The organism is Shewanella scandinavica, from assembly GCF_031932065.1.
Lineage (GTDB): Bacteria > Pseudomonadota > Gammaproteobacteria > Enterobacterales > Shewanellaceae > Shewanella > Shewanella baltica.
The window spans coordinates 52795-76947 of record NZ_JAUOES010000005.1 but is presented as its reverse complement, the minus strand read 5'-3'; the positions used below and the strand labels follow the sequence as shown (position 1 = coordinate 76947).

Here is a 24153-nt window from a genome sequence, read left to right as displayed (position 1 = left end):
AAGATAATTGGCAATAAAAAAGGGGACCCTAAGGGTCCCCAATGAGTTGCAGAGATGAAGTTTGGGTTGTGCAGGGGCAACCCAAAGGTACTAGTACTGCTGTGCTACTCTGCGTGTACCTTATCTACGCCGTAGGTTTTTCCTTCAGCATGACAGGTCGCGCAAGATTCTACTGGTAGGTTAGGATCTGTCATTGCATCCGCTTCAACTACCGCACCGTTACTTCTAAAGTGAGCGACAGCTGCCGCATCAGAGTGAGCGTGACAAGTACGGCATGATTCAGCGACTGGGCTAATGTAGTAAGCACCTACTTTGATTGAGCGTTTGCCTGAAGTTAACCCACCGTCAGTTGCAAACAGTTTGGCATTGTCTTTATGACAAGCCGCACAATCTGTTTCAACTGCTGGATAACCGAACAAGCCACCTTTCGCATCGCGGAAGATACCTTCTACTACACCGAAGTTACCACTGTGGAAACGGTGAGCAACTGTGAATAGGTCTTTGTTATTGAAGGTCACTTCAGGATTAACAACTAACTTACCATCATCGCCTTTATAGCCAGTTGCACCGTGGCCAGAAGCGCCTGTGGTGTCGTTATGGCAGTGCATACATTGGTCGAAGGTGTAAGCGCCGTGTCTTGAACCTTTTGCATAATCTAAGGTGCCATGACAAGCATTACACTTAGTTTCTGCGACTGTGATACGAGTAGGATCAGTCATACGGGCTTTAGTGACTGCGCTACCATCAGGGCTATAGAATTTCACTGCAGCTTCGTTACCGATAGGGCTAGTTGGACCAAACTCTAAGTTTGTAGTATTACAGCTAACCACTTTACCCGCTTTAGCACAGAAGTTGGCTTCTGAACCTACATAGAGAGTGCCCACAGCTTGCGCATCTGGGATATCTTTAACGATAGTTAACACGCCACCAGCAAGTGTACCGTTTTCCAGTTTCAGGCTGATTGCTGCAGGTTTAACATCTCTCCAAGAGTACACAGTACCGTCAGTGGCCACATTACCGATCAATAGACCATTAGCGACAAACATCGCTGTTGGGTTAGTGGTCGCGTTGTAGGCTTTTAACGATGTACCATCAGCAATTGGCGCACCATTTAAGGTGACATTGGCTGTTAAGGTTAAGGTTTTCATGCCTAGAGTCGCTGATGGAACTGTTGTAGCACTGGTGAAGTCAACTTTGAACAGAGATGCATACTCTGCACGTTTACCAACACTATGTACCACCGCAGGTGACAAGTTACCTGTGCCGTGGCAAGAGCTACATTGAGTATCATCTGCTTGAGCTAGGGCAAATTCAGAGTGGTTTTCACCAGTCGCAAAGTTGACTGTCATATGGCAGCCTACACAAGCTTGGGCGTAAATAGTGTTATAGCTAGGCTGGTCTGTAGTATGACAGGTCGTACATTCTTTCAGATCAGATGGGAAGCCAATTTCACTCCATTCTTTAGCTGTATTATTGCTAGTATCGAAGTTTGCTGCGTTTTCTGCGCCAGAGTGGATCCTGTGGATCATAGGTGCAAAGTCAAATATCAAACCTGCGGCCAGATCTGCATCACTTGGGATTTGATCTGGGTTATGACAGGTCACACAATTTTTAACGCCTTGGTAGTTATGGTGGGCTGAAATATTGGCGATATGGCCATCTGCTTCACCGTGACATTTTTCACAGGCTGCGCTACTGACGGTATCTTTACCTGATGATGCAAGTTCATCAGTGGCAGGGATAAAGTCAACGGGTACAGATAAAATCTTGTCAGATAAGGCTACGCCTGCACTGTCAGTGACGTTGTAAGCACGTAGAAATATTCTGTGTACTGCATTTGGATTATCATTGGGATTAATGATTGGCGCTGCGCCATCATGTGCCCAAGTTGCAGTGTAAGTGCCTGGTGTTGCTGTATCTTCGGTTAAAGTACAAGCATTTTTAGTACCGTTAAGACCATCTAAGGTACAAGTTAGCGAAGTACCTGCGGCGTTCGCCATGGCATTGTTTTGCCATTGAATAGGGGCGCCAGTACCTGAGGTATTTTCATTTGCCGTTAAAGAATAAAGCGCAACTTTATCGAGTCCTGTAAAAGGAACATCTTTGTTAGCATTTTTTCCGGTAACAGTAAATTTAACGCTGAAGCCTTCACTGCTGGTCACTTTAATGTCAGCTGGACTTAAAGTGAAAGCCAGATCAGTAATAGATTGAGCTGTCGTTGCGAAGGATCCCGCAGGGGTTCCCGGTGTACCTGGTGTTCCGGGAGTGCCTGGTGTTCCGGGTGTACCTGGTGTGCCAGGTGCCCCATCTTGACCATCGCTTCCGTCCCCGCAGGCGGTAAGGCTTAAGGTACTGACGAGAGCCAGTGCCAGTAGAGATTTATTGTAGTTTTTCATCATCGCGTCCCTTTTTCTTTCTATAAGACTGCGTGTGCAGTGCCTCTAATATAGGAGGATTCACCTACTTATAAAGTGGTATTTGCAAGTTTGTATCTGATATGTGAACGATGATTTAACAAACGCGAATGGGAATTCTAAAATTTGCATTTTGATATTTTAAATAATGAAATTCAGCTGGAAAGCCATGATGGGCATCACAATTTATATTTTTCAACTTGGGCTTTAGTGAAGAATTCATTTTCGGTTAAGCAAAATGCTTGAGGCTAAGATAGCCTAAATCTCAGTGATGGAATTGACGTTTTAAGCATTAAAGCGACGGGAAAAATAAGCGGTACTGTCGTCTGAGGATGAGGATAAGCCTTGTTAAGAGAGAAAATATCGATGAAATTTTGCTGTTTTAAACTTCGGTATTTTACTACCTAAACCCCGTTTAACATCGACTTATCGCAATGATGTAAACAAGGTTTAGTGAATGATATATCCACGAGCTTGGCTGAGCTTATTGTCTCGTGTTAGCGTGCGGGGTCGAGCGCGGCAAGTAAGGAACGCACGACAAGCGCGCTTTGACTTTGGCTGTAGCGCCGATGAATGGCTGGTTTTTCAATAAGATAATATTGTGGCGCCATCATAGTATCGTGGAGTCGATTGAGCTCTGTATCGCTTAGGCGTTCTAAGTGTAATCCGGGCATGTGTTTTACTGTGTGCATATCAATGCTGGAACAAAAAGCCACACTCTTCATGGTGAGTAAATGGGCGTACCACTCCTCCCTGTCGATGACTTTATCCACCGCTGGCAGCAAGAGGCCTTGGCGCTGGCAAAATAATTCTAAGGGGTCAATTTTGCTATTAAAGCCCTTCACTTCTTGGTAGAGGAATGGATGGCGACAGATTTGCTCTAAGGTAATATCGGTCTCAATCTGCCACAGAGGATGTTGTTTGGTGGCAACGATGTAAACACCATTGATTGTGCCAAGTTTGGTGTAACTTAATTCTTTATTTTCAGCGCTTTCTAAGGTGATGCCAAAATCCAGTACACCTGCGTGAATTAACTCTGCGCTATTTTCCTGCCATTTATGTAAACGTATTTGTCCTAATGCTTGGGCGACTTCAGGCGTGCTTAATTGCGGCGCTAAAAAGCTCAATAGTCCATTACAGGCGGCGATATGTAGTGGTAAATCGGCATTGATGGCTGCATTTTGTATCTGAGTTGCAGATTGTTCGAGGTGATAAACCGATTCAGTAAACTGGCAAATCGCCACATACAGGCTTTCTGCTAAAGGAGTGGGTTTTAGTCCCTGTTGTCGGCGATAGAAGAGTTCATCGTTAAAGGTCAGGCGTAATGCGTTGAGACAACGGCTGATTTTAGGTGCTGAAACATCCAACGCTTTGGCGGCACTGTTCGCGTGCCCAGTGTCGAAAATACTTTTAAATACCAGCAAGGTAAAAACATCGAGTTCACAGATTTGTTTGAGTAATACGTTGCTCATTTTGTATGTTGCCCTATATGAGTCTTAACTATTTTTTGCGGGGTTATTAGGGGCATTCTGTGGCCCTGACTCTGCTCCTTGCTATTCCCCTAACATCGCTATTAGTCGTGAGATTAACAGCAGTCGTGCGGATTAACTGTGATCACTCTCGGCAAAATAACAATTATTTAACCATTGTAAAGAGTGCTATTTCGCAGGCAGTTATTTGGCTGGTAAGGGTTTTGAGTCGGGGTATTAAAAAAATCGAGCAAATAATGCGTTAAAAATACAAGCTCGCCTAAGTGGGTGAGCTTGCGAGCATCATTTATTCGCTGTTTTAGCGAGATTCTATAGCATCGTTTTGTACGTGCGATAAGTTACCATTGGCTGTTACAGGGGAGTGGCCTATAGCATGGGAATAAATGGTTGGCGCATCTTCTTTAATCCGCATGCCAATAAACTGGCCGCCCTCAAAAATTTGCATTGAAGTGCTCGCCACTTCGCCATCGACAACACCATTATGCTGGATCACTAAGCGTTCACAAATGAGTCTGCCTTTGAAGTGTCCGTCCACGACAAACTCATGGCACTTGATTTCGCCTTGAATCGTACCGCCCTGTTCTATAGTGATATTAGCCTCAGAAAGCAGTTGACCTTGGATATCACCGCCAACAAGCACATCGCCCGTTAATTCAATATTCCCCGTGAGTTTAGTGCCTCGAGAAATAAAACTAAAAGAGGGACTTTTTTTAGGGGGGAAGAACAGTTTTTTTACAAAAATCATCATAAATTAACTTAATTCGAGAAGGGATTAACAGAGTTCAATAGAGGCGCGATACTAGCGTAAAATCGATGATATGCACAGCTCTGTATGGGTTAATGTGATGGCTTTGCTGCATTAAGTCGGTCGGGTTATTTCAATGGCCTTGCTAGGGCAGGGAGCCACACAGGCGCCGCATCCGGTACAAAGTTCAAGGTCTATTTGCGGACGTGGAGCCTGGCCAATATTGAACTCAAAACTGATGGCTCTAGGCTCACAGGCATCCTTACAACTTTGACACCAGATCCCTTGAAAAGTTAAACAGCTTTCTTGAATATGGGCTTGATACGACCAAGGTATTTGGGCTAAATCGAAGATATTCTCAGGGCATGCCTTAGCGCACAGCGTACAAAAAGTACACTCATTGTCCTTAAAGGACACTTCAGGAAATCCACCATCGCCTTTGATGATGATCTGCGTTTCACACACCTCAATACAGGCTGAACAGCGCGTGCACACATCGGTGAACTCGATATCATCACGCACCCAAGGTGGCCTCAAGGCATTATCTTTACGGCGGCGAAAGAGGTTACGACGACTGTGATTAATACTTTGAGTCATGTTGCTCCTCGAACGGTTAGTTATTTAAAGTGATGGGTGTATTTACAGTGATAAAGAAAAATGGCTTGGGATATTTCCACAAGCCATTCAATTTGTTAGCCGTTATAACCATTGGGATTGGTCGATTGCCAATGCCAGCTACTGTTGGCCATATCTGCTAGCGTATGCGTTGCTTGCCAGCCAAGATCTTCCCGTGCATGGGTTGGATCGGCGAAGCAGGCGGCAATATCACCAGGGCGACGTGGCGCAATTTGGTAGGCAATGGTGTTACCACAGGCTTTTTCAAAGGCGTGAACCATGTCTAAAACACTATATCCTTGGCCTGTGCCTAAGTTATAGGTGACCAGACCTGGTTTAGTGGCCAATTTGGCCAGCGCTTTTAAATGGCCATTGGCTAAATCCACTACATGGATATAGTCACGCACACCAGTCCCATCATGAGTCGGATAATCATCACCAAACACACTTAAGGCGGCACGTTTACCCACGGCAACCTGCGCAATAAAGGGCATTAAGTTGTTAGGGATATCATTAGGATCTTCGCCGATTAAGCCACTGGCATGGGCGCCAACCGGATTAAAATAACGCAGACGAGCGATATTCCAGCTCGGATCGGCATTGTGTACATCTGCCAGTATATGTTCAACCATCAATTTAGATTGGCCATAGGGATTGGTCGCCCCAGTGGGAAAGTCTTCGGTGATTGGCAAACTGGCTGGATCGCCATATACAGTAGCCGATGAGCTGAAAACGAGATTTTTCACCTTAAACTCCGCCATAACTTGGCAGAGGATAAGAGTTCCTGTGACGTTATTCTCATAATACTTAAGGGGTTTAGCGACGGATTCACCTACTGCTTTTAATCCAGCAAAGTGAATAACGGAATCAATAGCATGATCGTTAAACACTTTTTGTAATAAGGCTTTATTAAGAATATCGCCCTGATAGAAAGTGACCGATTTACCTGTTATCCGCTCGACTCGGTTTAAGGCTTCTATGCTCGAATTAGACAAGTTGTCTAACACAATCACATCACTGCCTGCATTGAGCAGTTCTACCACAGTGTGAGTGCCAATATAGCCAGCACCACCGGTCACTAAAATCGTCATTACTTAATTCCTTTTACAACGGTTTTTAAATAGTGCGCAAAATCTTCACCGATTTCGCTGTGGCGCAGGGCATATTCAACGTTAGCACGCATATAACCTTGCTTGTTACCACAGTCATGGCTCTTACCTTCCATGTAGTAAGCATTTACGGTTTCTTGCTTCATTAACATCGCAATCGCATCCGTTAATTGAATTTCATCGCCTGCGCCCGCAGGGGTTTTAGCCAGTAGCGGCCAAATGCTGGCTGGTAACACATAACGGCCTACAACGGCTAAGTTAGATGGCGCTTCATCCACGGCTGGCTTCTCAACCAGTTCGACTAATGGTTCAGACTCTCCAGGTTGTAAATCATGACCATTCACATCGGCAATACCGTATTGGTTGACGACGTTATGTGGCACGCCTTCCACCATGATTTGACCGACTTGGGTTTCATCAAACAGGGCAACCATAGCGGCTAAGTTATCGCTACGAAGGTCACAGCTGGCTTCATCTATGATCACATCCGGTAGCAATACGGCAAATGGTGCATCGCCGACGACAGATTTAGCACACAAAATCGCATGACCTAAGCCTTTAGCTTGAGATTGGCGCACACTGATCACTGTTACATCTTTAGGACAGATAGATTGCACGGCTTCGAGTAACTGACGTTTAACACGGCGCTCGAGTTGGGCTTCTAATTCGAAACTGGTATCGAAGTGGTTTTCGATAGAGTTTTTACTGGCGTGAGTCACTAAGACAATTTCTTTGATCCCAGCAGCGATAGCTTCACTGACCACGTATTGGATCAATGGTTTATCGACAACAGGTAACATTTCCTTTGGAATCGCTTTGGTCGCTGGCAGCATACGAGTGCCTAGGCCTGCGACGGGAATAACGGCTTTACGAATTTGATGTTGTTTCATTGCGAACCTTTTAGGTCAAGGAGATGCGATTAATGGCCAATATTGTAAATGACCTACACAGAAAAGCTATTTACAAACACTAAAAAATTGAGGAAATCTAAGTATTTTAAAGGCAAATTCGGGCATAAGTTTTAGCAAAGGTAGCACAGTGGATCTAATCCAGCACCCATGGCGTGCAGCAACCGGGTGATTTTAATGACCTTGTAATATTTGCTTTACGTTTACGTCACAGTGGCGGCACAAGAATAAAGTGTGAGGGAGTTAACAAATTTAAAGCCTTAGATCACTATGGAGCCATGAGTGTTAGCCACCGAGTGAAGATTATGACGAAAGGAACAGAGTACATCGCTCGCAGAGCCGATGACACTGGGTTTATCCATTACCCACAAGAAGAACACGATATTTGGCGTCAGCTTTACGCCCGTCAAGCCGTTAATCTCCCTGGTCGTGCCTGCAAGGAATATCTGCAAGGGCTCGATGCCTTAGGGATGCCAAAGGATCGCATTCCGCAACTTGCCGAAATTGATGCGGTGTTACAAGCGACCACTGGTTGGAAAACGGCGGCGGTACCTGCGCTGATATCCTTCGGCCGTTTCTTTGAATTGCTGGCCAATAAAGAGTTTCCTGTGGCCACTTTTATTCGCCGCAAGGAAGAGTTTGATTACTTGCAAGAGCCAGATATTTTCCACGAGATTTTTGGTCACTGCCCTTTGCTCACCAATCCTTCATTTGCCAATTTCTCTCATATGTATGGCCAGTTAGGTTTACATGCCAGCAAAGAGGAAAGGGTATTTTTAGCGCGTTTATACTGGTTTACGGTTGAGTTTGGCATACTGCAACCTAAAAATGGTCCCTTATGTATCTATGGCGGCGGCATTTTAAGCTCACCCGGTGAAACCTTGTATGCGATGGAAAGTGACGTGCCAGAGCGTCAACCCTTTGATTTGTTGGATGTGCTGCGAACCCCATATCGCATCGACATTATGCAGCCGATTTATTATGTGATTGAGCACATTGATATGCTGGATGAAATTGCCAAGATGGACATCATGGCTTATGTCACTAAGGCGCGTCAGTTAGGTTTATTTGCCCCTAAGTTTCCGCCAAAAGCCAAGGCGAGTTAGCCTCGTTGATGAGTTGACTCGTTATTTAGCTGACATCTAATTTAGCCATCTGATTGAGTGATGTGATTTAAGTTATTAATAGAAAATGAGTAAAGAGCAACTGAATATCCCTATCAATGTTGCCAACAGGAGTATGTATGACAGCGTTATCGAATATGAAATGTGAAGCGTGCCAAGCCGACGCACCTAAAGTGACCGATGAAGAATTGGCCGAACTTATTCGTATGATCCCCGACTGGGGCGTGCAAGTGCGTGACGGCGTAATGCAGCTTGAGCGCGTTTACAAGTTTAAAAACTTTAAACTGGCGATGGCATTCACGAATAAGCTGGCGGATTTAGCGGAAGAAGAATTCCATCATCCAGGCATTTTCACTGAATGGGGCAAAGTGACTGTCACTTGGTGGTCACACTCTATCAAGGGTCTCCATAAGAACGACTTCATCATGGCCGCCAAGACAGACCAGTTATTAGTCTAATTAATTCGCCAATTTAATCAGCATCTTAATCTATTTTTCGATGCTGATTTTTTCTTCCTGTTACAATTCAACTGTAAACTAGGCTTGCCACTTTCTGTTTAACCTTCTAACGTATACGGGCTCTGCTATTTACCCTCATCGCTGACGTTTTCGTTAAGGTAACAACTTGCCTAGCAAGCGTCATTTTTGTTGTAAAGCTTAAGGCGAAAAATAGCTCTGCACGGTTTATCCCCAAAATTCGAATCAAAAAAGGGAATATCAGTCATTATGCGCTTGGAAGTCAGCTGTCAGGATCGTGTTGGTTTAGCCAAAGATATCTTAGTCGTGTTAGAGCGTTATGGTATTAATTTAATTGCCATTGATGCCAGTAACCAAGGATTCCTGTACTTACAATTTGCCGAAATCAGTTTTGAAACCTTAAGTGCCTTGATGCCGCAGATCCGCAAAGTGGAAAGTGTCCATGATGTGCGTACGGTTTCGTTTATGCCCTCAGAGCAAGAACATTACGCCCTTAAAACCTTGCTCAAAACCTTACCCGATTCCGTTTTCTCCATCGATGCTAAAGCGCGTATCCGTATCGTTAACGAGTCCGCCTTGCTCAATATCGGTATGGGTGAGCACGAAGTGCTCGAAGAGTCGCTCAATCATTGGGTGCAAGGTTTTAACTTCAGCCGATGGTTGAGTGAAAGCCAAGTCTTACCGCAAGCGGCGAGGGTACAAATTGGTCCAAACGAATATTTAGCCGAAATGCTGCCGATTTACCTGCCCGATGAGGATGAGAAAACTATCTTAGTTGGCGCTGTGGTGTCGCTAAAATCCCCCGCGCGCGTTGGAAAACAATTTAACGCGCTGCAGAACCAAACCACTGGCTTTGAAAATGTATTAGCCAGCAGTGACAAAATGAAGGAAGTGCTTAAGCAAGCGCGGCGTATGGCCCAGCTCGATGCGCCTTTATTGATCACAGGTGAAACGGGCACTGGCAAAGAATTAATGGCCAGAGCCAGCCACGATGCCAGCATGCGCCGCGAGAAACCCTTTATCGCCATCAACTGCGCCGCGCTGCCCGACAGCGCCGCCGAAGAAGAGCTATTCGGTTATGTCAGCCAAGGTAAAGTCGTTAAAAGGGGATTCTTTGAAGAAGCCAAGGGCGGCACAGTATTTCTCGATGAAGTAGCTGAAATGTCTAAGGCCGCCCAAGTTAAGCTGCTTCGGCTATTGCAAGATGGTACCTTTAGACGCATAGGCGGCGATGAAGAAGTCCGCGCCGATGTGCGGATCATCTGCTCAACCCAGAAAAATTTAGCCGAACTGTGCCAAACCGGTGAGTTTAGGGAAGATTTGTACTATCGGATCCATGTGCTGAGTTATCACATACCGTCACTGCGCGAGCGTAAAGTCGATATCATTCCACTGACAGAAATGTTCCTCGAACATTATAGCCAACAGTTGTCTAGCCCAGTGCGGCGGATTTCGGCCCAGTGCCGTGATCATTTGCTCACCTACGCTTGGCCAGGTAACGTACGCCAATTAAAGAACGCAGTATTTAGAGCTGTGTCTATGTGGGATGGTTCGGCCGAGTTGACGGTAGAACAATTAAAACTGCCGTCCTACGCCGAAGGTTTTGGTTACTTTGACAATGAGTTTGAAGGCAATCTCGACGATGCAATGAAGCAGTTTGAAGCGAGTCTGTTGCGTCGGTTATATCCAGCCTATCCGAGTACTCGGCAGTTAGCGAAAAAGCTCGGGGTGTCGCACACCGCTATTGCCAATAAGCTGCGTGAGTACAAGATAGCCAAGCGTCGTTAAGCCGAGTATTGCTAGCTTGACGCGATAGATGTAACAGTATCGTTCCACTTAGTTGCCGACTTTTCAGGCATATTGCTTACCGAGATATTGATAAGCGGCAACTAGGTTATAAACGTAATGATTAGTTTACGAAATGTGAAATAATTGACCTAAATGTGATTTGGGTCACGCTATAGGAATCTGCGCCAGCTTCGGGTATTTCTACGCGCAACAAATACGTTAAAGCAAGCAAAAGGGCGTGCCTCTGTTGGCGCGGAGTGCGTAACGTGTGCGCCCTTAATGAGTCAAAGAGCTCGATTAAAATCGCCGAATATAAGCTGAATGACGCCGCGCGTTTTCCAGCACAATAAAATTGTACGCCTAGCCTTAGAAGCACTGGAGCCAATATGAAACTTGCAAGTTATAACAATGGTCGCCGCGATGGTCAGTTGATGTTAGTTAGCCGCGATCTCACTAAAACGGTTGCCGTTCCTGCTATTGCCCACACAATGCAGCAATTACTCGACGGTTGGGATTTACTGAAACCGCAATTGCAAGAATTGTACGACGCGTTAAATGAAGGCATGTTAGATAACGCCCAAGCGTTTGACGAAGCTAAGTGCTTGTCGCCACTACCGCGTGCTTATCAATGGGCCGATGGCAGCGCTTATGTGAATCACGTTGAGCTAGTCCGTAAGGCTCGCGGCGCAGAAATGCCAGAAACATTCTGGACAGATCCGCTGTTTTATCAAGGTGGGTCAGACAGTTTTATTGCCCCTAAAGCCGATATTCCACTGGCGAGTGAAGACTGGGGTATCGATTTCGAATCTGAAATCGCGATCATTACCGATGATGTGCCTATGGGCGTGAGCAGCGACAATGCGGCTAAGCACATTAAATTGTTGATGTTAGTGAACGATGTGTCACTGCGTAACTTAATCCCTGGTGAGTTGGCGAAAGGGTTTGGTTTCTTCCAATCTAAGCCATCGAGCAGTTTTTCACCTGTGGCAGTGACGCCGGATGAACTGGGCGCACGTTGGGAAGATTCTAAAGTGCATTTACCGTTGATCACCCATTTAAACGGTGAGTTATTTGGTCGTCCGAATGCGGGCGTCGATATGACCTTTAATTTCAGCCAGTTAGTTTCACATGTTGCAAAAACCCGTCCATTGGGTGCAGGCGCGATTATTGGCTCAGGTACTATTTCTAACTATGACCGTAGCGCAGGCTCTAGCTGTTTAGCGGAAAAACGTATGTTAGAAGTGATTGCTGAAGGCAAAGCTACTACGCCATTTATGCGTTTTGGCGATACTGTGCGCATCGAAATGCTCGATGACAACGATGTAACGATTTTCGGTTCTATCGATCAAAAAGTGGTTGAATACAAAGCCTAAGGCTTTCCCTTAAAGGGCTACATCGACTCAAACTAACGGGGCTTAATTGCCCCGTTTTTATACAGACTTTTATAAGGACATGAAAATATGAAACTTTATGGTTATTGGCGCTCAAGCGCGGCGTACAGAGTTCGCATCGCCCTCAATCTTAAGGGGATTTCAGCCGAGCAGTTGTCTGTGCATCTTGTACGTGATGGCGGCGAGCAACATAAAGCGGCCTACAGTGCGCTTAATCCGCTGGAGTTAGTGCCAACCTTAACGTTGGATGATGAGCTGGATGCGGATGCATTGTCGCAATCCTTAGCCATTATCGAATATCTTGATGAGATACACCCTCAGTCACCATTATTGCCTGCATCGGCTCTTGAGCGTGCCCATGTGCGCGCCATGGCACTCACGGTAGCCTGTGAAATTCACCCATTAAACAATTTGCGGGTATTGCAGTATTTAACCCAAACCTTAGGGGTCGATGAAGCGGCTAAAAATACTTGGTATCACCACTGGGTCGCGAGTGGCTTTGCAGCCCTAGAAACCTTGTTGGTAAGGCACAGCGGTCGTTATTGCTTTGGGGATACAGTGACATTAGCCGACTTATGTTTAGTGCCGCAGGTGTATAACGCCCAGCGTTTTAATGTGGATTTAACGCCTTATCCCAATATCATGCGCGTGTGGACTGAGTGTAATCAGCTAGAAGCCTTTGCCGATGCGGCCCCAGAGCGCCAAGCGGATGCGGTGTGATGCTTTGTAACGAATAGTGCGGATATAGTGTTTACCAATTGAAAGAATGGATGATGAGGCTTGTTTTGCGAGTCTTATCTCAGCGATGGAGTTTAAATGCTTTTCAGTAAAAAATGTCCGTATTGCAAAGGTAAACTCGGCGCTAAGGATGTGCCGATTAAGGAAGGACGCTGCTGCCACTGTGAACAGCCGATACGGTACAAACTCAATGTAATAAAATGGATGCTACTGTTCATGCCCATCTTTACTGTTAGCGTTAATCTGCTAGACAAAGATGTCTATGGGTTTTGGATTTGTTTTGCGGTAATGGTACCTATTTATAGTCTCGTTTATCTACTCTGTCATGAGGTCGTAAAGTGCTCAGAAACCGATGGCGAAGTGGAGTAAGCCGAATGTCATTCCCGTGGTGTTATCTGACATTGAAGCCAACGATACTGTTATGAGTAATGTATGAGTCATGTTCTGAATGGTGCTATGAATAATGTTATGGATGAGGCTATGTGTGAAGCAGAGCTAAAGCATCGATTACTCGAATGGATCGTTCAGGATTGCGAGCGGGTGAGGGCGCTTGAACTTGCGCTCCAATGCGCCAAAGTACACTCAATGCCGCAGTGGTGCCTTGCGGCGGGATTTGTCCGTAATCTAGTCTGGGATCGCTTGCACGGATTTGAGTTGAGTCCACTGAACGATATCGATCTGATCTATTTTTGCCCGTTAGATATCAGTCCCGAGCGGGATCTGGCAATTGAAACCTATCTTAATCAGCTTGCCCCTGAGTTACCTTGGTCGGTGAAGAATCAGGCGCGCATGCATGTTCGAAATCAAGACACGGCTTACACATCTTGTGTTGATGCTATGGCCTATTGGCCAGAGCTTGAAACCGCAATCGGGGTAAGCTATCAAGTTGTTGATACAGAATCTGATACTCAGACTTGTGTTGGGATGAAAAATCATCCCGCGTCTTACGATATTGAGCTGGTGGCTCCTTTTGGGCTGAACTCTTTGTTTGCACTCAAACTGAGCGCCAATCCAAAGCGGGGATTATCCGTGTTTGATCACAGAGTCGCGACTAAGGGTTGGCTCACTCGGTACCCTTTGCTTGAGTGTTACCGCACAAGCTGATCTGCTCACTCATTCTTAATTCGAACCATGCTGCTCACTCAATTGCCCCAAGCAATTTAGCGACACAATAAAGCTATTCAATTTAGCAACTCAATTGAGTTACTCACTAATTAAGACCGCTAACAGTATGGGTATCATCCTTAAGCCGTTTGGGTTCGGCCGTTTTCTGCTTCTATTCTTCCTCATTTAGTCCCATCAATTTGAACTTAATGGCCAAATCCCCCTCAGCTAAGTGCTTTTTATTGTTACTTAAATGTTTATTTTACTAGTGTTCTCTACCTCTTGCTGTAGTCATTAGTGATGACTAATACAGAACTGATCTCACAGAAAACAAAGGTGTACTGTCGATAAATGTTTGAATTTCGTGATTTAGATCCCATAGGTTGTACCTAGAAATGAGTATTGGCCCTTCACTTTGATTTGGATCAATAAAGTGGTCGCGCTTCTCTGGCAGTGTAGGCGTCAATTGTTAAGGATGTAATTTAAAACAAAAACCTATGTTGTACATATGGAGTATGATGATGAATAAAAACACTGTTTCTACACTGGTCGCTGCCACCCTTTTAGCCGCTGGTTTTTCTGCCTCTGTATCGGCTCATCAAGCGGGTGACATTATCGTTCGTGCGGGTGCTGTGGTTGTTGCGCCAAATGAATCAAGTGATGATGTTGCGGGTAACGGCGAGTTCCAAATCAGCAATAACACTCAAGTGGGTTTAAACTTTGGCTACATGCTGACAGATAACTTTGGGGTTGAGTTATTAGCTGCCACACCTTTTAGCCACGATGTTTCTTTGGCTGGCGTAGGTAAGATTGCTGAAACTAAACATTTACCACCCACTTTAGTGGCGCAGTACTACTTTGGTGATGCGCAATCTAAATTACGTCCATACGTGGGTGTCGGTGTTAACTATACTAATTTCTTCGACAATGAGTTCACCAACGATTTAAATGGTGCGTTAACTGACTTGAGCATGAGCACTTCGTGGGGCTTAGCGGCACAAGCAGGTGTTGACTATCAGGTTAACAAAAACTGGTTAGTGAACGCTTCCGTTTGGTACGCCAAAATTGATAGTGACGTTAAATTTAAATACCAAGGTACCCCAGTTACCATCGAAACCGATATTGATCCATGGGTTTATATGGTCAGCGTGGGTTACACTTTCTAATCCACTGATTAGATAAGCGTAAAAAAGGAGCCTTAGGCTCCTTTTTCGTTTCTGCACTTTTTATCGCGCTATGTTCTGTTCCACTTAGGCTAAGCTGATTTAGCGCTTTGGCTTTTTAGCTTTCCAGTGGCGAGTGTTATAGATAAATTCGGGTAATAACACAGTAAGCCAAGCGACGAGGCGCCAGCGTTTGGTCACATAGACGCGGCGTTTGCCTTGTTTCATTGCCTTGATGATTTGCGCTGCGACTTGTGGCAATGGTGCAAGCCACATCGCACTTTGCTGCATAGCGGCTTTATCGAGCAAACCAAGTTGGATATCGGTAATCGTAATCGGTAACTTAAGGCGCTGAGCATGCATACTTAAGCCCTCAAGGTAATTTTGCCCAAAGGCTTTTGAGGCGTGATAGGCCACACTCGGCCCGCCGCGCAGGCCCGCAATCGAGTTGATTGCCGCCAGTTGTCCATAACCTTGCTCGCGAAATAGTCTAAATGCCGTATTGCAGATGGCAGCAAAACCTCGCACATTGACATCGATAATGTCTTGCTCCGGTAGCCAAGGCAACTCGGGGTCATAGCTATTGAGGCCTGTATTAACTAAGACTAAGTGCGCGCCGCCAAGAGTTTGCCAGACTGATTCAAGTTGGTTGATGATGGCTTTAGGTTGTTCAATTTGAAGTGCAAAAACTTGTACTTTTGTTGGCAAGGATAAGGCAAAATCGCGCAGTGATTCTGGATCTTGGGCGAATAAGACTAATTCAACCTGTTGATCTGCCAATTGCTTTGCAAGTTCACGACTTAATTGTGAGCTAGCTCCCACAATGATTGCAGTTGCTTGGGTCATAGATTTTTCGGCAACGAAATGGTGGCTTATGATAGAAAGTTATGTTCACCAAGACAAGATTTATAGCTTGGGCGTATGGACATCTAGAAGTCTTTATGTATGATTAGGAGATACAAAATGAACAAATGGTTGCGTTTAAGCGCGTTGAGATTAACAGCCTTAGCATTAATGGCCGTAATGGGGGTGTTATCGGGTTGTGCGACACCGAATGCTATCGTTGAGATAAAAGGCGAGACCTTATATCGCGAACGGATAGCCTTACCTGCCGATGCTAAGGTCATAGTGCAACTGCTTGATGTCTCAAAAATGGATGTGCCAGCCATAGTGATGGCGGAGCGCGTGCAACAAGGTGCTGCGACACCCGCGCCATTCAGTTTTGCGATTGGTAGCGATCAGTTCCAACCCGGTCACACTTATGCCATAGGTGCCCGGATTATGTTGGGTGATAAGTTATTGTTTATTAATACTCAAGCCTATCACATTGACCTCAATTCGACTGAGCCAATGACGATACTGCTAGAGAAAGTCGGTGGCTAGTTAGCCCGCTCAGAAGTGAGCTGACATACGCGCCGAATCCGTTGGTATTTACGAACAGAAGAGGCGCGGTATGCCGGTTAGAATTCCAGATCATCTGCCCGCAGCAGAAGTGTTAGAGTCAGAAAATATTTTCGTTATGTCCGAGACGCGGGCGGCTAATCAAGATATCAGACCGATGAAGGTGCTGATTTTGAACTTGATGCCGAACAAAATCGAGACAGAAACCCAGTTACTGCGTTTACTGGGCAACACGCCTTTACAAGTCGATGTGGATTTACTGCGTATTCACGACAAAGAATCCAAGCATACTTCCATCGATCACATGAATACTTTCTACCGTGACTTTGAAGCCGTGCGCCATAAAAATTACGATGGTCTTATCATTACAGGTGCGCCGCTTGGACAAATCGATTTCGAAGATGTGGTTTATTGGGACCATATCCGTGAAATCATCGACTGGTCGCAAGAGCATGTCACCTCAGTGTTGTTTTTATGCTGGGCAGCCCATGCGGGTTTGTATCATCTCTATGGTTTAAATCGAAAAGTATTGCCGCAGAAGCGTTCAGGCGTGTTTGTGCATCGCCGTACCTCTCAGCATTTCCCGTTACTGCGCGGTTTTGATGATGAATTTTTCGCACCCCATTCCCGTTTTGCCGAAATGGATGTCGAAGAAATTAGACAACATCCACAGCTGCAGCTATTGGCCGAGTCCGATGAGGCAGGGGCTTATTTGGTGTTAAGTCGGAATAATCGTAACTTGTTTGTGATGGGTCATCCTGAATATCAAAAGTCGACCTTAAACGAGGAATATCAGCGAGACTTAAGCCAAGGCTTAGACCCGAATGTGCCGCAGAATTATTATCGTAATGATAATCCTAAAGCCGACGCCATTGCCCGCTGGCACAGCCACGGTAGTTTGTTGGTGAGTAATTGGCTTAATTATTACGTCTATCAGTTAACCCCTTACGACTTAAGCGATATGACGGCGATGACACCGTGGGAGTCGCGTTAATTCACGCAGTTATTTCTGTGAGTTCCTGTCAAGATAGCGTTTAGTGCTTCAGTGCCTTATTGATTTAAGGCACTGTTTTTAAAGCTCTGTGTTTTTAAGTAACTGTTTTAAGACACTGTTTTTTAAAGTCACTATGTTTTTGAAGCATTATGTTGATTGAATGCACTAAGCGTCCTGCGGTATATGATGACTTTTACCGCTTATAACTTAAATTGGGTCACTAATTTATCTAAGTGAACCGATAGTTTTTGTAAGTTTGCGCTGGATGCCGTTAACTCGTCGGCAATCTCAGAGGTCTCGGTGGTTAATTGATTTATCTCTTCGACGTTACGGCTTATCTCCGCTACCACCATAGACTGCTCTTCTGTCGCGGTGGCGACTTGAATGTTCATGTCGCTGATTTGGCTAATATGCGAAGTAATCAGGGTTAAGGAGTCATTGGCATCATCAGCCTGCTTGACGACCATACCGCTTTGTTCGTGACCCCGCTTGATGGCAGTAACTGTTTTGGACGATTGCTCCTGCAGCTTGTTAATCATTGTTTGAATTTCATCTGTCGATGACGCTGAACGACTGGCAAGGTTTCGGACTTCGTCGGCGACGACGGCAAAACCTCGACCTGTCTCGCCAGCACGTGCAGCTTCAATGGCTGCGTTGAGTGCCAGCAAGTTAGTTTGTTCTGAAATGCTGCGTATGGTGTCCAAAATACTGCCGATCGAATTGGTTTGCGTCGCGAGCGAAGTAATGTCAGTGCTGATGTGTTGAATTTCGATGGATAACGAGCTGACACCCTGGCGAGCTTTGGCGACCACACTCGCGCCATTATGCGCTTGATTATCTGCTTCTTTGGCTGCATTAGCCGCTTGGGTTGCGTTGCCAGCAATATTGTCCACTGTGGTGCCCATCTCATGGATTGCCGTTGCGATTTGCGTGGTGCGATCGCGCTCGTTAATACAATTTCTATGGGTTGCTTGGGCTTTGCTGGCGACATCGTTTGCCGTATGGGCGAGTTGGCGTGAGTTGTCAGCTACGGCTTCAATCGCATTACGTATCTTCAGTACAAACTGATTAAAGTGCAGGGCAATATCACTGAGTTCATCTTGGCCTTTTAACTCGATCATATTATGCAAATCAAGTTTGTCACTGGCAGAAGAAATATGCTGTTGTAACGATGCCACGCGAAGTCGTAGACGACGCAGCATAATAAAACCTAGAAATATTGAAATAATCAAAGCGATGGTTAAAACAACAAACATTTCCATGCGTGTTTCTTGGTAGTTTTTTTGACTGTCAACGAAGCTGGCGTTGCCTTGTTGTAGCAATGAGTCAAGAATGGCATCGGTACTCTTTCTCATTATGTTGTAGCTAGCTGCGAACTGGTTACGATAGATTTCTTGCGATTTTGCCACTTCCCCCTTTTCCATCGCTGTAAGCATAGGCGCGAGTTCGTCACTTTTGACTTTATCAAAGAGGTCGATCAACTTTTGTACTTCGGCACGGGTAATGGGGTTTACCTGAGCGTCACGGGCAGCTTTTAATGCCGCATCCATTTCTGGAATGTCCTCAGCACGGGTTTCTGTTACTCGGGTTAATACGCCTTTTTGATCCTTCATCGTCGGGATTTCTTGTAAGATAATAATATCAATGCCCACTCGCATACGAGGAATACGGGACGCAACTTCCGCCATCGACCTTAATGGCGCGCTGGTATTTTCGGCGAGTGTTTTAGTTTGATCTTGCATACCAGATAAGCCTTGAATGGCTGTTAAGCTGATTAAGATAAGAGCAATACAGGGAATAGCGATGACCCCGATAAACTGGGTCTTAAGCGTTATCTGATTTAGCATGTCTTTCCTTCCTACTTTTATTTAGGGTTATCTGGTTGGGATGTTTATGGTTAGATAATTTGGCATTATTAAATAGGAACAATAGCTTGAATTTTTATTCTTAAATTTCAGTACCCAGTTAAGGTATCCCACTTTGCACACTATGGATTTATGTAAGCGGGTCAATAACATGCTAACTGTGTAGTTGAGCATAGCGATTTTATAGATAACAACCAAATCCTTATGTCGATGTTATAACAGGTCTGTCCACTTGAACTGGTTTGGTCGTCAAGCTCATGCGTTCATTTCTTGATGGCGAGCATAAATCATTCGCTGCTAGGACGTTAAGTGACAACACGCCCTAGATATCACTCACTGATATTAAATTAACTTAGCAAGGTAGGCTCTATCGTTTATGTTGAGTCAACATCCTCTTTTTACTTCAACGGATTCGCTATGATTGAGCATGCCTATATATCTTAGTCACCACTCTTACCGCCTTATCGATACCGCCACTTGTTGTTCTTCATCCCATTTTTACTGTAAATCCTTACTGACATTTTCCACTGATAAAATCTGCACATTAGACCAAGGAATACTTGCTTTACGTTCGCGTAAACGTCAGAGTGGTTTTATTGTCGATTTTATTAAACGTCCCGAGGCTGGTACTAGGCTTCGTGGTCAATTTAGGTTGGAGCCTTCATGAGTACTGAACAGATAAATCAAGATATCGTTATCGTTGCCGCTAAACGCACCCCAATGGGTGGGTTTCAAGGCAACTTATCATCCGTAGCATCACCCATGTTAGCCGCGACGGCCATTAAAGGCTTGTTAGCGGAAACACAATTGGCGGGTGAGCATGTCGATGAAGTCTTGATGGGCTGCGTTTTACCCGCAGGTTTAGGTCAAGCGCCTGCGCGTCAGGCAACTTTGGGTGCGGGATTACCCTTATCCGTTGGTGCGACCACAGTGAACAAGGTCTGTGGCTCAGGCATGAAGACGGTAATGTTAGCCCACGATTTGATTAAAGCGGGCAGTGCAAAAGTGGTGATTGCAGGCGGTATGGAAAGCATGAGCCAAGCGCCGTATTTACTCGATAAAGCCCGCGGCGGCATGCGCATGGGCCATGGCAAAGTGTTAGATCACATGTTTTTAGACGGTCTTGAAGATGCCTACACGGGCGGTGCTATGGGAACGTTTGCCCAGAAAACGGCCGATGAATTTGGTATTACTCGCGAGCAGATGGACGCTTTTGCCCTAAGCTCGCTCGAAAAAGCCAATGCCGCGATTAACTCGGGTGCCTTTAAAACTGAAATCACGCCCGTCACAGTCAGTGATCGTCGCGGTGATGTGACTATCGATACCGACGAGCAACCCGGTAATGCCCGCCCTGAAAAAATTCCTACGCTGCGCCCAGCCTTTACCAAAGATGGCACTATCACAGCGGCAAACTCTAGCTCGATTTCCGATGGTGCAGCGGCATTGATGCTGACCTCACGCGGCGAAGCTGACCGTTTAGGTTTAACTGTATTAGCGACTATTAAAGGCCACACGACTCACGCCCAAGAGCCTTCATTGTTCACCACTGCACCGGTTGGCGCTATGGCGAAATTGCTGGCCAATGTCGGTTGGTCAACGGACGAGGTGGATTTATTCGAAATCAACGAAGCCTTCGCGATGGTGACTATGCTTGCTGTGTCTGAGCTAGGTTTAGATATCGCTAAGGTTAACGTCAATGGCGGCGCTTGCGCCTTAGGCCATCCGATTGGCTGCTCGGGTTCACGTTTACTGGTGACCTTAATTCATGCTTTAAAAGCCCGCGGTCTTAAGCGCGGTGTTGCCTCGCTGTGTATCGGCGGTGGTGAAGCGACGGCGATGGCCATCGAGGTTTAATCGCAAAAGTTTAGTTAAATCAACAAGACGGGGCTGGCAAGGGCAATCACTTCCCTTGAGGATAATCATAATATCGCACCGCCAGCCTATCACTCTACAAGGAAAGGATTGCAATATGACCACACAAGTAAAGCATTACATTGACGGTGAGTTTACCCAAGGTACGGGCACATCGCAGATTATTGTCACCAATCCCGCGAATAACTCGCCGATTGCCGTGATTAATGCTGCCACTAGCGAAGAAGTTCACGTTGCTATTGCTAGCGCCAAAGCCGCTTTCAAAACGTGGAAAGAAGTGCCTGTCTCTGAACGTGCGCGCGTCATGTTGCGTTATCAACATCTGTTAAAAGAACATCACGACGAACTTGCGACTATTCTTGCCCATGAAACGGGTAAAACCTTCGAAGATGCCAAGGGCGATGTATGGCGCGGTATCGAAGTCGCTGAACACGCCTGTAACGTGGCGTCATTATTGATGGGCGAAACCGTTGAGAACGTCGCGCGTTCAATCGACACCTACAGCTACACTCAACCACTGGGTGTGTGTGCCGGTATTACGCCATTTAACTTCCCTGCGATGATCCCGTTATGGATGTTCCCACTGGCAATTGCTTGCGGTAACACCTTCATTTTAAAACCTTCAGAACAAGATCCAATGACGCCGCAGCGCCTTGTTGAACTGTTTGTTGAAGCGGGTGCACCTAAGGGTGTGTTGCAATTAGTGCATGGCGACAAAACTGCCGTGGATATTCTGCTGGCAGACCCTGCAATTAAAGCCATTTCCTTCGTCGGTTCTGTGGCTGTGGGCCAGTATATTTATAAAACCGGTACCGATAACTTAAAACGCGTACAAGCCTTTGCGGGCGCAAAAAATCACTGCGTTATCATGCCTGATGCGAATAAACAGCAAGTGATCAACAATTTAGTCGGCGCCTCTGTAGGCGCTGCGGGTCAGCGCTGTATGGCGATTTCGGTTGCCGTGTTTGTTGGCGCCGCTAAAGAGTGGATCCCAGAGTTAAAAGAAGCCTTAGCCAAGGTTCGCCCAGGTTTATGGGACGATAAAGAAGCAGGTTATGGCCCGGTTATCAGCCCAGCCGCTAAGGCGCGGGTGCTTAAACTTATCGCCCAAGGTAAGGCCGAAGGCGCCGAGTGTTTACTCGATGGCAGCGACTTTACCGTGGAAGGTTATGAGTCAGGCAACTGGATTGGCCCAACCATGTTCAATAAAGTCTCCACAGAGATGAGCATCTATAAGGAAGAAATCTTCGGCCCTGTACTGTGTTGCATGGAATCAGACTCCTTAGAAGCCGCCATCGAATTAGTCAACGCCAGCCCTTATGGCAACGGTACTTCTATCTTCACCGCCAGCGGCGCAGCGGCCCGTAAATATCAACACGAAATCGAAGTCGGCCAAGTAGGGATTAACGTGCCTATTCCTGTGCCATTGCCTTTCTTCTCATTTACTGGTTGGAAGGGCAGTTTCTATGGCGATCAACATGCCTACGGTAAGCAAGCGGTACGTTTCTATACCGAGACTAAGACCATCACTTCACGCTGGTTTGAGTCCGATATCGCCGTGGCGTCTACGCCAAACATGAGCATTAACTTACGCTAAGCTCGTTCGCTAAGCTCGTTCGCTAAGCTCGTTCGCTAAGCTCGTTCGCTAAGCTTAGTGATTAAGCTTAGTGATTAAGCTCAGTGATTAATCGATAAACAGCGGCGTCTTTACGGCGCCCAATTTATAAAATAAAAAAGTGACCACAGAGTCATAGGAGAGCCAAATGGATTTTAATTTCAACGATGACCAACGTCAGTTTGCCGATCTTGCGCGCCAGTTTGCCGCGGAAGAGTTAACCCCGTTTGCCGCCAAGTGGGATGAAGAACATCATTTCCCCAAAGACGTGATCCAAAAAGCCGGTGAGCTGGGTTTTTGCTCTCTGTATTCGCCCGAATCTGAAGGTGGCATGGGCTTATCGCGCCTCGATGCGTCGATTATTTTTGAAGAGCTCGCCAAGGGTTGTACAGCGACCACGGCCATGCTGACCATTCACAATATGGCCACTTGGATGGTGACGACTTGGGGCACTGAAACGCTGCGTCAGACTTGGTCTGAGCCGTTAACCACAGGGCAAATGTTAGCGTCCTATTGCTTAACTGAGCCAGGCGCGGGTTCCGACGCCGCATCTTTGCAAACCAAAGCGGTGCGTGACGGTGATGAATATGTGATTTCAGGTTCGAAAATGTTTATCTCAGGTGCGGGCGCCACTGAGCTATTAGTGGTGATGTGCCGCACCGGTCAAGCTGGGCCTAAGGGGATTTCTGCCATTGCCATTCCGGCAGATGCCGCTGGCGTTATCTACGGTAAGGCCGAAGATAAAATGGGCTGGAATGCCCAGCCGACCCGTCAAATCACCTTTGAAAACGTGCGTGTGCCAGTGGCCAACTTGCTCGGTGAAGAAGGCCAAGGTTTTGCCTTCGCGATGAAAGGCTTAGACGGTGGTCGTATCAATATCGCGACCTGTTCAGTAGGCACTGCGCAAGCGGCGCTGGAGCGTGCAACTCAGTATATGAATGAGCGTCAGCAATTTGGTAAACCTTTAGCGGCTTTCCAAGCACTACAATTTAAGCTCGCCGATATGGCGACTGAGTTAGTCGCAGCCCGTCAAATGGTGCGCCTTGCGGCCTTTAAACTCGACAGCAGCGATCCTGAAGCCACTGCCTATTGCGCCATGGCGAAACGTTTTGCCACCGATGTGGGCTTTCAAGTCTGTGATGCGGCGCTGCAAATTCATGGCGGATATGGTTATATAAGGGAGTACCCGCTGGAACGTCATTTCCGTGATGTGCGTGTGCACCAGATTTTAGAAGGCACCAACGAAATTATGCGCTTAATTATCGCCCGTCGTTTACTCGATGAAAATGCAGGACAAATCCTCTAAGTCTACTCGCAAGAAGTGTGACTTATCGGTTGGCG

Annotated in this window: 21 protein-coding genes; 12 read left to right on the top strand and 9 right to left on the bottom strand. The window is 46.2% G+C overall.

Going from position 1 to position 24153, the window contains the following annotated elements; translation table 11 throughout:
* Positions 1-104: 104 nt before the first annotated feature.
* The 6 genes from Q4Q50_RS05465 to galU all read right to left on the bottom strand — a co-directional run bounded on the left by Q4Q50_RS05465 (position 105) and on the right by galU (position 7263).
* Complete coding sequence (locus Q4Q50_RS05465) at positions 105-2399, bottom strand: OmcA/MtrC family decaheme c-type cytochrome (protein WP_012196837.1); 2295 nt, start codon at positions 2397-2399, stop codon at positions 105-107.
* Between the two features lie 512 nt (positions 2400-2911).
* Positions 2912-3886 (bottom strand): LysR family transcriptional regulator, encoded by a 975-nt coding sequence (locus Q4Q50_RS05460; protein ID WP_311898731.1) that lies wholly within the window; start codon positions 3884-3886, stop codon positions 2912-2914.
* Between the two features lie 316 nt (positions 3887-4202).
* On the bottom strand, positions 4203-4652 hold the full coding sequence (locus Q4Q50_RS05455) for a bactofilin family protein (RefSeq protein ID WP_126492369.1): 450 nt from the start codon (positions 4650-4652) through the stop codon (positions 4203-4205).
* A 111-nt stretch (positions 4653-4763) separates the two neighbouring features.
* Positions 4764-5246, bottom strand: coding sequence for a ferredoxin-type protein NapF (gene napF / locus Q4Q50_RS05450; protein ID WP_107946976.1), 483 nt, complete (start codon positions 5244-5246; stop codon positions 4764-4766).
* Positions 5247-5341: 95 nt separating this feature from the next.
* The gene (gene galE, locus Q4Q50_RS05445; RefSeq protein WP_126492368.1) at positions 5342-6355 is read right to left on the bottom strand and encodes a UDP-glucose 4-epimerase GalE; all 1014 of its coding nucleotides are present in this window, start codon (positions 6353-6355) and stop codon (positions 5342-5344) included.
* Positions 6355-7263, bottom strand: coding sequence for a UTP--glucose-1-phosphate uridylyltransferase GalU (gene galU / locus Q4Q50_RS05440; RefSeq protein ID WP_028760578.1), 909 nt, complete (start codon positions 7261-7263; stop codon positions 6355-6357). The genes galE and galU overlap by 1 nt, the downstream gene beginning before the upstream one ends.
* Positions 7264-7586: 323 nt before the next feature.
* On the opposite strand from galU, the gene phhA reads away from it, so the two are divergent.
* From phhA to maiA, 5 genes are all read left to right on the top strand, one after another.
* A complete protein-coding gene (phhA, locus tag Q4Q50_RS05435) occupies positions 7587-8387 on the top strand; it encodes a phenylalanine 4-monooxygenase (RefSeq protein WP_311898727.1) in 801 nt (266 codons plus the stop codon).
* 137 nt (positions 8388-8524) lie between these two features.
* Entirely contained in the window at positions 8525-8863 is a 339-nt protein-coding gene (locus tag Q4Q50_RS05430; RefSeq protein WP_006081014.1) for a 4a-hydroxytetrahydrobiopterin dehydratase, read from the top strand.
* A gap of 267 nt (positions 8864-9130) precedes the next feature.
* Positions 9131-10669, top strand: a complete 1539-nt coding sequence (tyrR, locus tag Q4Q50_RS05425; RefSeq protein ID WP_006085271.1) for a transcriptional regulator TyrR — start codon at positions 9131-9133, stop codon at positions 10667-10669.
* 386 nt (positions 10670-11055) lie between these two features.
* Complete coding sequence (locus tag Q4Q50_RS05420; protein ID WP_006085272.1) at positions 11056-12042, top strand: fumarylacetoacetate hydrolase family protein; 987 nt, start codon at positions 11056-11058, stop codon at positions 12040-12042.
* A gap of 87 nt (positions 12043-12129) precedes the next feature.
* Positions 12130-12780, top strand: coding sequence for a maleylacetoacetate isomerase (maiA, locus tag Q4Q50_RS05415; protein WP_012196845.1), 651 nt, complete (start codon positions 12130-12132; stop codon positions 12778-12780).
* Between the two features lie 92 nt (positions 12781-12872).
* Here the strand turns inward: maiA and Q4Q50_RS05410 are convergent, their stop codons facing one another.
* Entirely contained in the window at positions 12873-13016 is a 144-nt protein-coding gene (locus tag Q4Q50_RS05410) for a hypothetical protein (RefSeq protein WP_259563244.1), read from the bottom strand.
* 214 nt (positions 13017-13230) lie between these two features.
* Here Q4Q50_RS05410 and Q4Q50_RS05405 point away from each other — a divergent pair, with 214 nt between their 5' ends.
* Positions 13231-13902, top strand: coding sequence for a nucleotidyltransferase family protein (locus Q4Q50_RS05405; protein WP_311889231.1), 672 nt, complete (start codon positions 13231-13233; stop codon positions 13900-13902).
* Between the two features lie 518 nt (positions 13903-14420).
* Positions 14421-15068 (top strand): outer membrane protein OmpW, encoded by a 648-nt coding sequence (gene ompW, locus Q4Q50_RS05400; protein WP_306682539.1) that lies wholly within the window; start codon positions 14421-14423, stop codon positions 15066-15068.
* Between the two features lie 99 nt (positions 15069-15167).
* Here ompW and Q4Q50_RS05395 read toward each other — a convergent pair whose 3' ends face one another.
* Entirely contained in the window at positions 15168-15911 is a 744-nt protein-coding gene (locus Q4Q50_RS05395) for an SDR family NAD(P)-dependent oxidoreductase (RefSeq protein ID WP_311889230.1), read from the bottom strand.
* A gap of 117 nt (positions 15912-16028) precedes the next feature.
* Between Q4Q50_RS05395 and Q4Q50_RS05390 the strand changes: the two genes are divergently transcribed.
* Positions 16029-16448, top strand: coding sequence for a YbaY family lipoprotein (locus tag Q4Q50_RS05390; protein WP_173245790.1), 420 nt, complete (start codon positions 16029-16031; stop codon positions 16446-16448).
* A 70-nt stretch (positions 16449-16518) separates the two neighbouring features.
* On the top strand, positions 16519-17460 hold the full coding sequence (metA, locus tag Q4Q50_RS05385) for a homoserine O-acetyltransferase MetA (protein ID WP_311898726.1): 942 nt from the start codon (positions 16519-16521) through the stop codon (positions 17458-17460).
* A 200-nt stretch (positions 17461-17660) separates the two neighbouring features.
* Here metA and Q4Q50_RS05380 read toward each other — a convergent pair whose 3' ends face one another.
* On the bottom strand, positions 17661-19307 hold the full coding sequence (locus Q4Q50_RS05380) for a methyl-accepting chemotaxis protein (RefSeq protein ID WP_311889227.1): 1647 nt from the start codon (positions 19305-19307) through the stop codon (positions 17661-17663).
* A gap of 681 nt (positions 19308-19988) precedes the next feature.
* Between Q4Q50_RS05380 and Q4Q50_RS05375 the strand changes: the two genes are divergently transcribed.
* The 3 genes from Q4Q50_RS05375 (at position 19989) to Q4Q50_RS05365 (ending at position 24118) form a co-directional block, all read left to right on the top strand.
* Positions 19989-21179, top strand: a complete 1191-nt coding sequence (locus Q4Q50_RS05375) for a thiolase family protein (protein ID WP_311898725.1) — start codon at positions 19989-19991, stop codon at positions 21177-21179.
* A 115-nt stretch (positions 21180-21294) separates the two neighbouring features.
* Positions 21295-22794, top strand: a complete 1500-nt coding sequence (locus Q4Q50_RS05370) for a CoA-acylating methylmalonate-semialdehyde dehydrogenase (protein ID WP_311898724.1) — start codon at positions 21295-21297, stop codon at positions 22792-22794.
* A gap of 166 nt (positions 22795-22960) precedes the next feature.
* A complete protein-coding gene (locus Q4Q50_RS05365) occupies positions 22961-24118 on the top strand; it encodes an acyl-CoA dehydrogenase family protein (protein WP_006081028.1) in 1158 nt (385 codons plus the stop codon).
* The last annotated feature ends 35 nt before the right edge of the window (positions 24119-24153 follow it).

What these genes read in the sequence shown, in the direction of transcription:
- maiA (WP_012196845.1), top strand. Translation starts at nt 12,130, where the DNA reads ATGAAACTTTATGGTTATTGGCGCTCAAGCGCGGCGTACAGAGTTCGC.
- tyrR (WP_006085271.1), top strand. Translation starts at nt 9,131, where the DNA reads ATGCGCTTGGAAGTCAGCTGTCAGGATCGTGTTGGTTTAGCCAAAGAT.
- galU (WP_028760578.1), bottom strand. Translation starts at nt 7,263, where the DNA reads ATGAAACAACATCAAATTCGTAAAGCCGTTATTCCCGTCGCAGGCCTA.
- Q4Q50_RS05405 (WP_311889231.1), top strand. Translation starts at nt 13,231, where the DNA reads ATGAGTCATGTTCTGAATGGTGCTATGAATAATGTTATGGATGAGGCT.
- Q4Q50_RS05455 (WP_126492369.1), bottom strand. Translation starts at nt 4,652, where the DNA reads ATGATGATTTTTGTAAAAAAACTGTTCTTCCCCCCTAAAAAAAGTCCC.
- Q4Q50_RS05390 (WP_173245790.1), top strand. Translation starts at nt 16,029, where the DNA reads ATGAACAAATGGTTGCGTTTAAGCGCGTTGAGATTAACAGCCTTAGCA.
- ompW (WP_306682539.1), top strand. Translation starts at nt 14,421, where the DNA reads ATGATGAATAAAAACACTGTTTCTACACTGGTCGCTGCCACCCTTTTA.
- Q4Q50_RS05420 (WP_006085272.1), top strand. Translation starts at nt 11,056, where the DNA reads ATGAAACTTGCAAGTTATAACAATGGTCGCCGCGATGGTCAGTTGATG.
- Q4Q50_RS05430 (WP_006081014.1), top strand. Translation starts at nt 8,525, where the DNA reads ATGACAGCGTTATCGAATATGAAATGTGAAGCGTGCCAAGCCGACGCA.
- metA (WP_311898726.1), top strand. Translation starts at nt 16,519, where the DNA reads ATGCCGGTTAGAATTCCAGATCATCTGCCCGCAGCAGAAGTGTTAGAG.
- Q4Q50_RS05365 (WP_006081028.1), top strand. Translation starts at nt 22,961, where the DNA reads ATGGATTTTAATTTCAACGATGACCAACGTCAGTTTGCCGATCTTGCG.
- Q4Q50_RS05410 (WP_259563244.1), bottom strand. Translation starts at nt 13,016, where the DNA reads ATGAACAGTAGCATCCATTTTATTACATTGAGTTTGTACCGTATCGGC.
- Q4Q50_RS05465 (WP_012196837.1), bottom strand. Translation starts at nt 2,399, where the DNA reads ATGATGAAAAACTACAATAAATCTCTACTGGCACTGGCTCTCGTCAGT.
- Q4Q50_RS05375 (WP_311898725.1), top strand. Translation starts at nt 19,989, where the DNA reads ATGAGTACTGAACAGATAAATCAAGATATCGTTATCGTTGCCGCTAAA.
- phhA (WP_311898727.1), top strand. Translation starts at nt 7,587, where the DNA reads ATGACGAAAGGAACAGAGTACATCGCTCGCAGAGCCGATGACACTGGG.
- Q4Q50_RS05380 (WP_311889227.1), bottom strand. Translation starts at nt 19,307, where the DNA reads ATGCTAAATCAGATAACGCTTAAGACCCAGTTTATCGGGGTCATCGCT.
- galE (WP_126492368.1), bottom strand. Translation starts at nt 6,355, where the DNA reads ATGACGATTTTAGTGACCGGTGGTGCTGGCTATATTGGCACTCACACT.
- Q4Q50_RS05370 (WP_311898724.1), top strand. Translation starts at nt 21,295, where the DNA reads ATGACCACACAAGTAAAGCATTACATTGACGGTGAGTTTACCCAAGGT.
- napF (WP_107946976.1), bottom strand. Translation starts at nt 5,246, where the DNA reads ATGACTCAAAGTATTAATCACAGTCGTCGTAACCTCTTTCGCCGCCGT.
- Q4Q50_RS05395 (WP_311889230.1), bottom strand. Translation starts at nt 15,911, where the DNA reads ATGACCCAAGCAACTGCAATCATTGTGGGAGCTAGCTCACAATTAAGT.
- Q4Q50_RS05460 (WP_311898731.1), bottom strand. Translation starts at nt 3,886, where the DNA reads ATGAGCAACGTATTACTCAAACAAATCTGTGAACTCGATGTTTTTACC.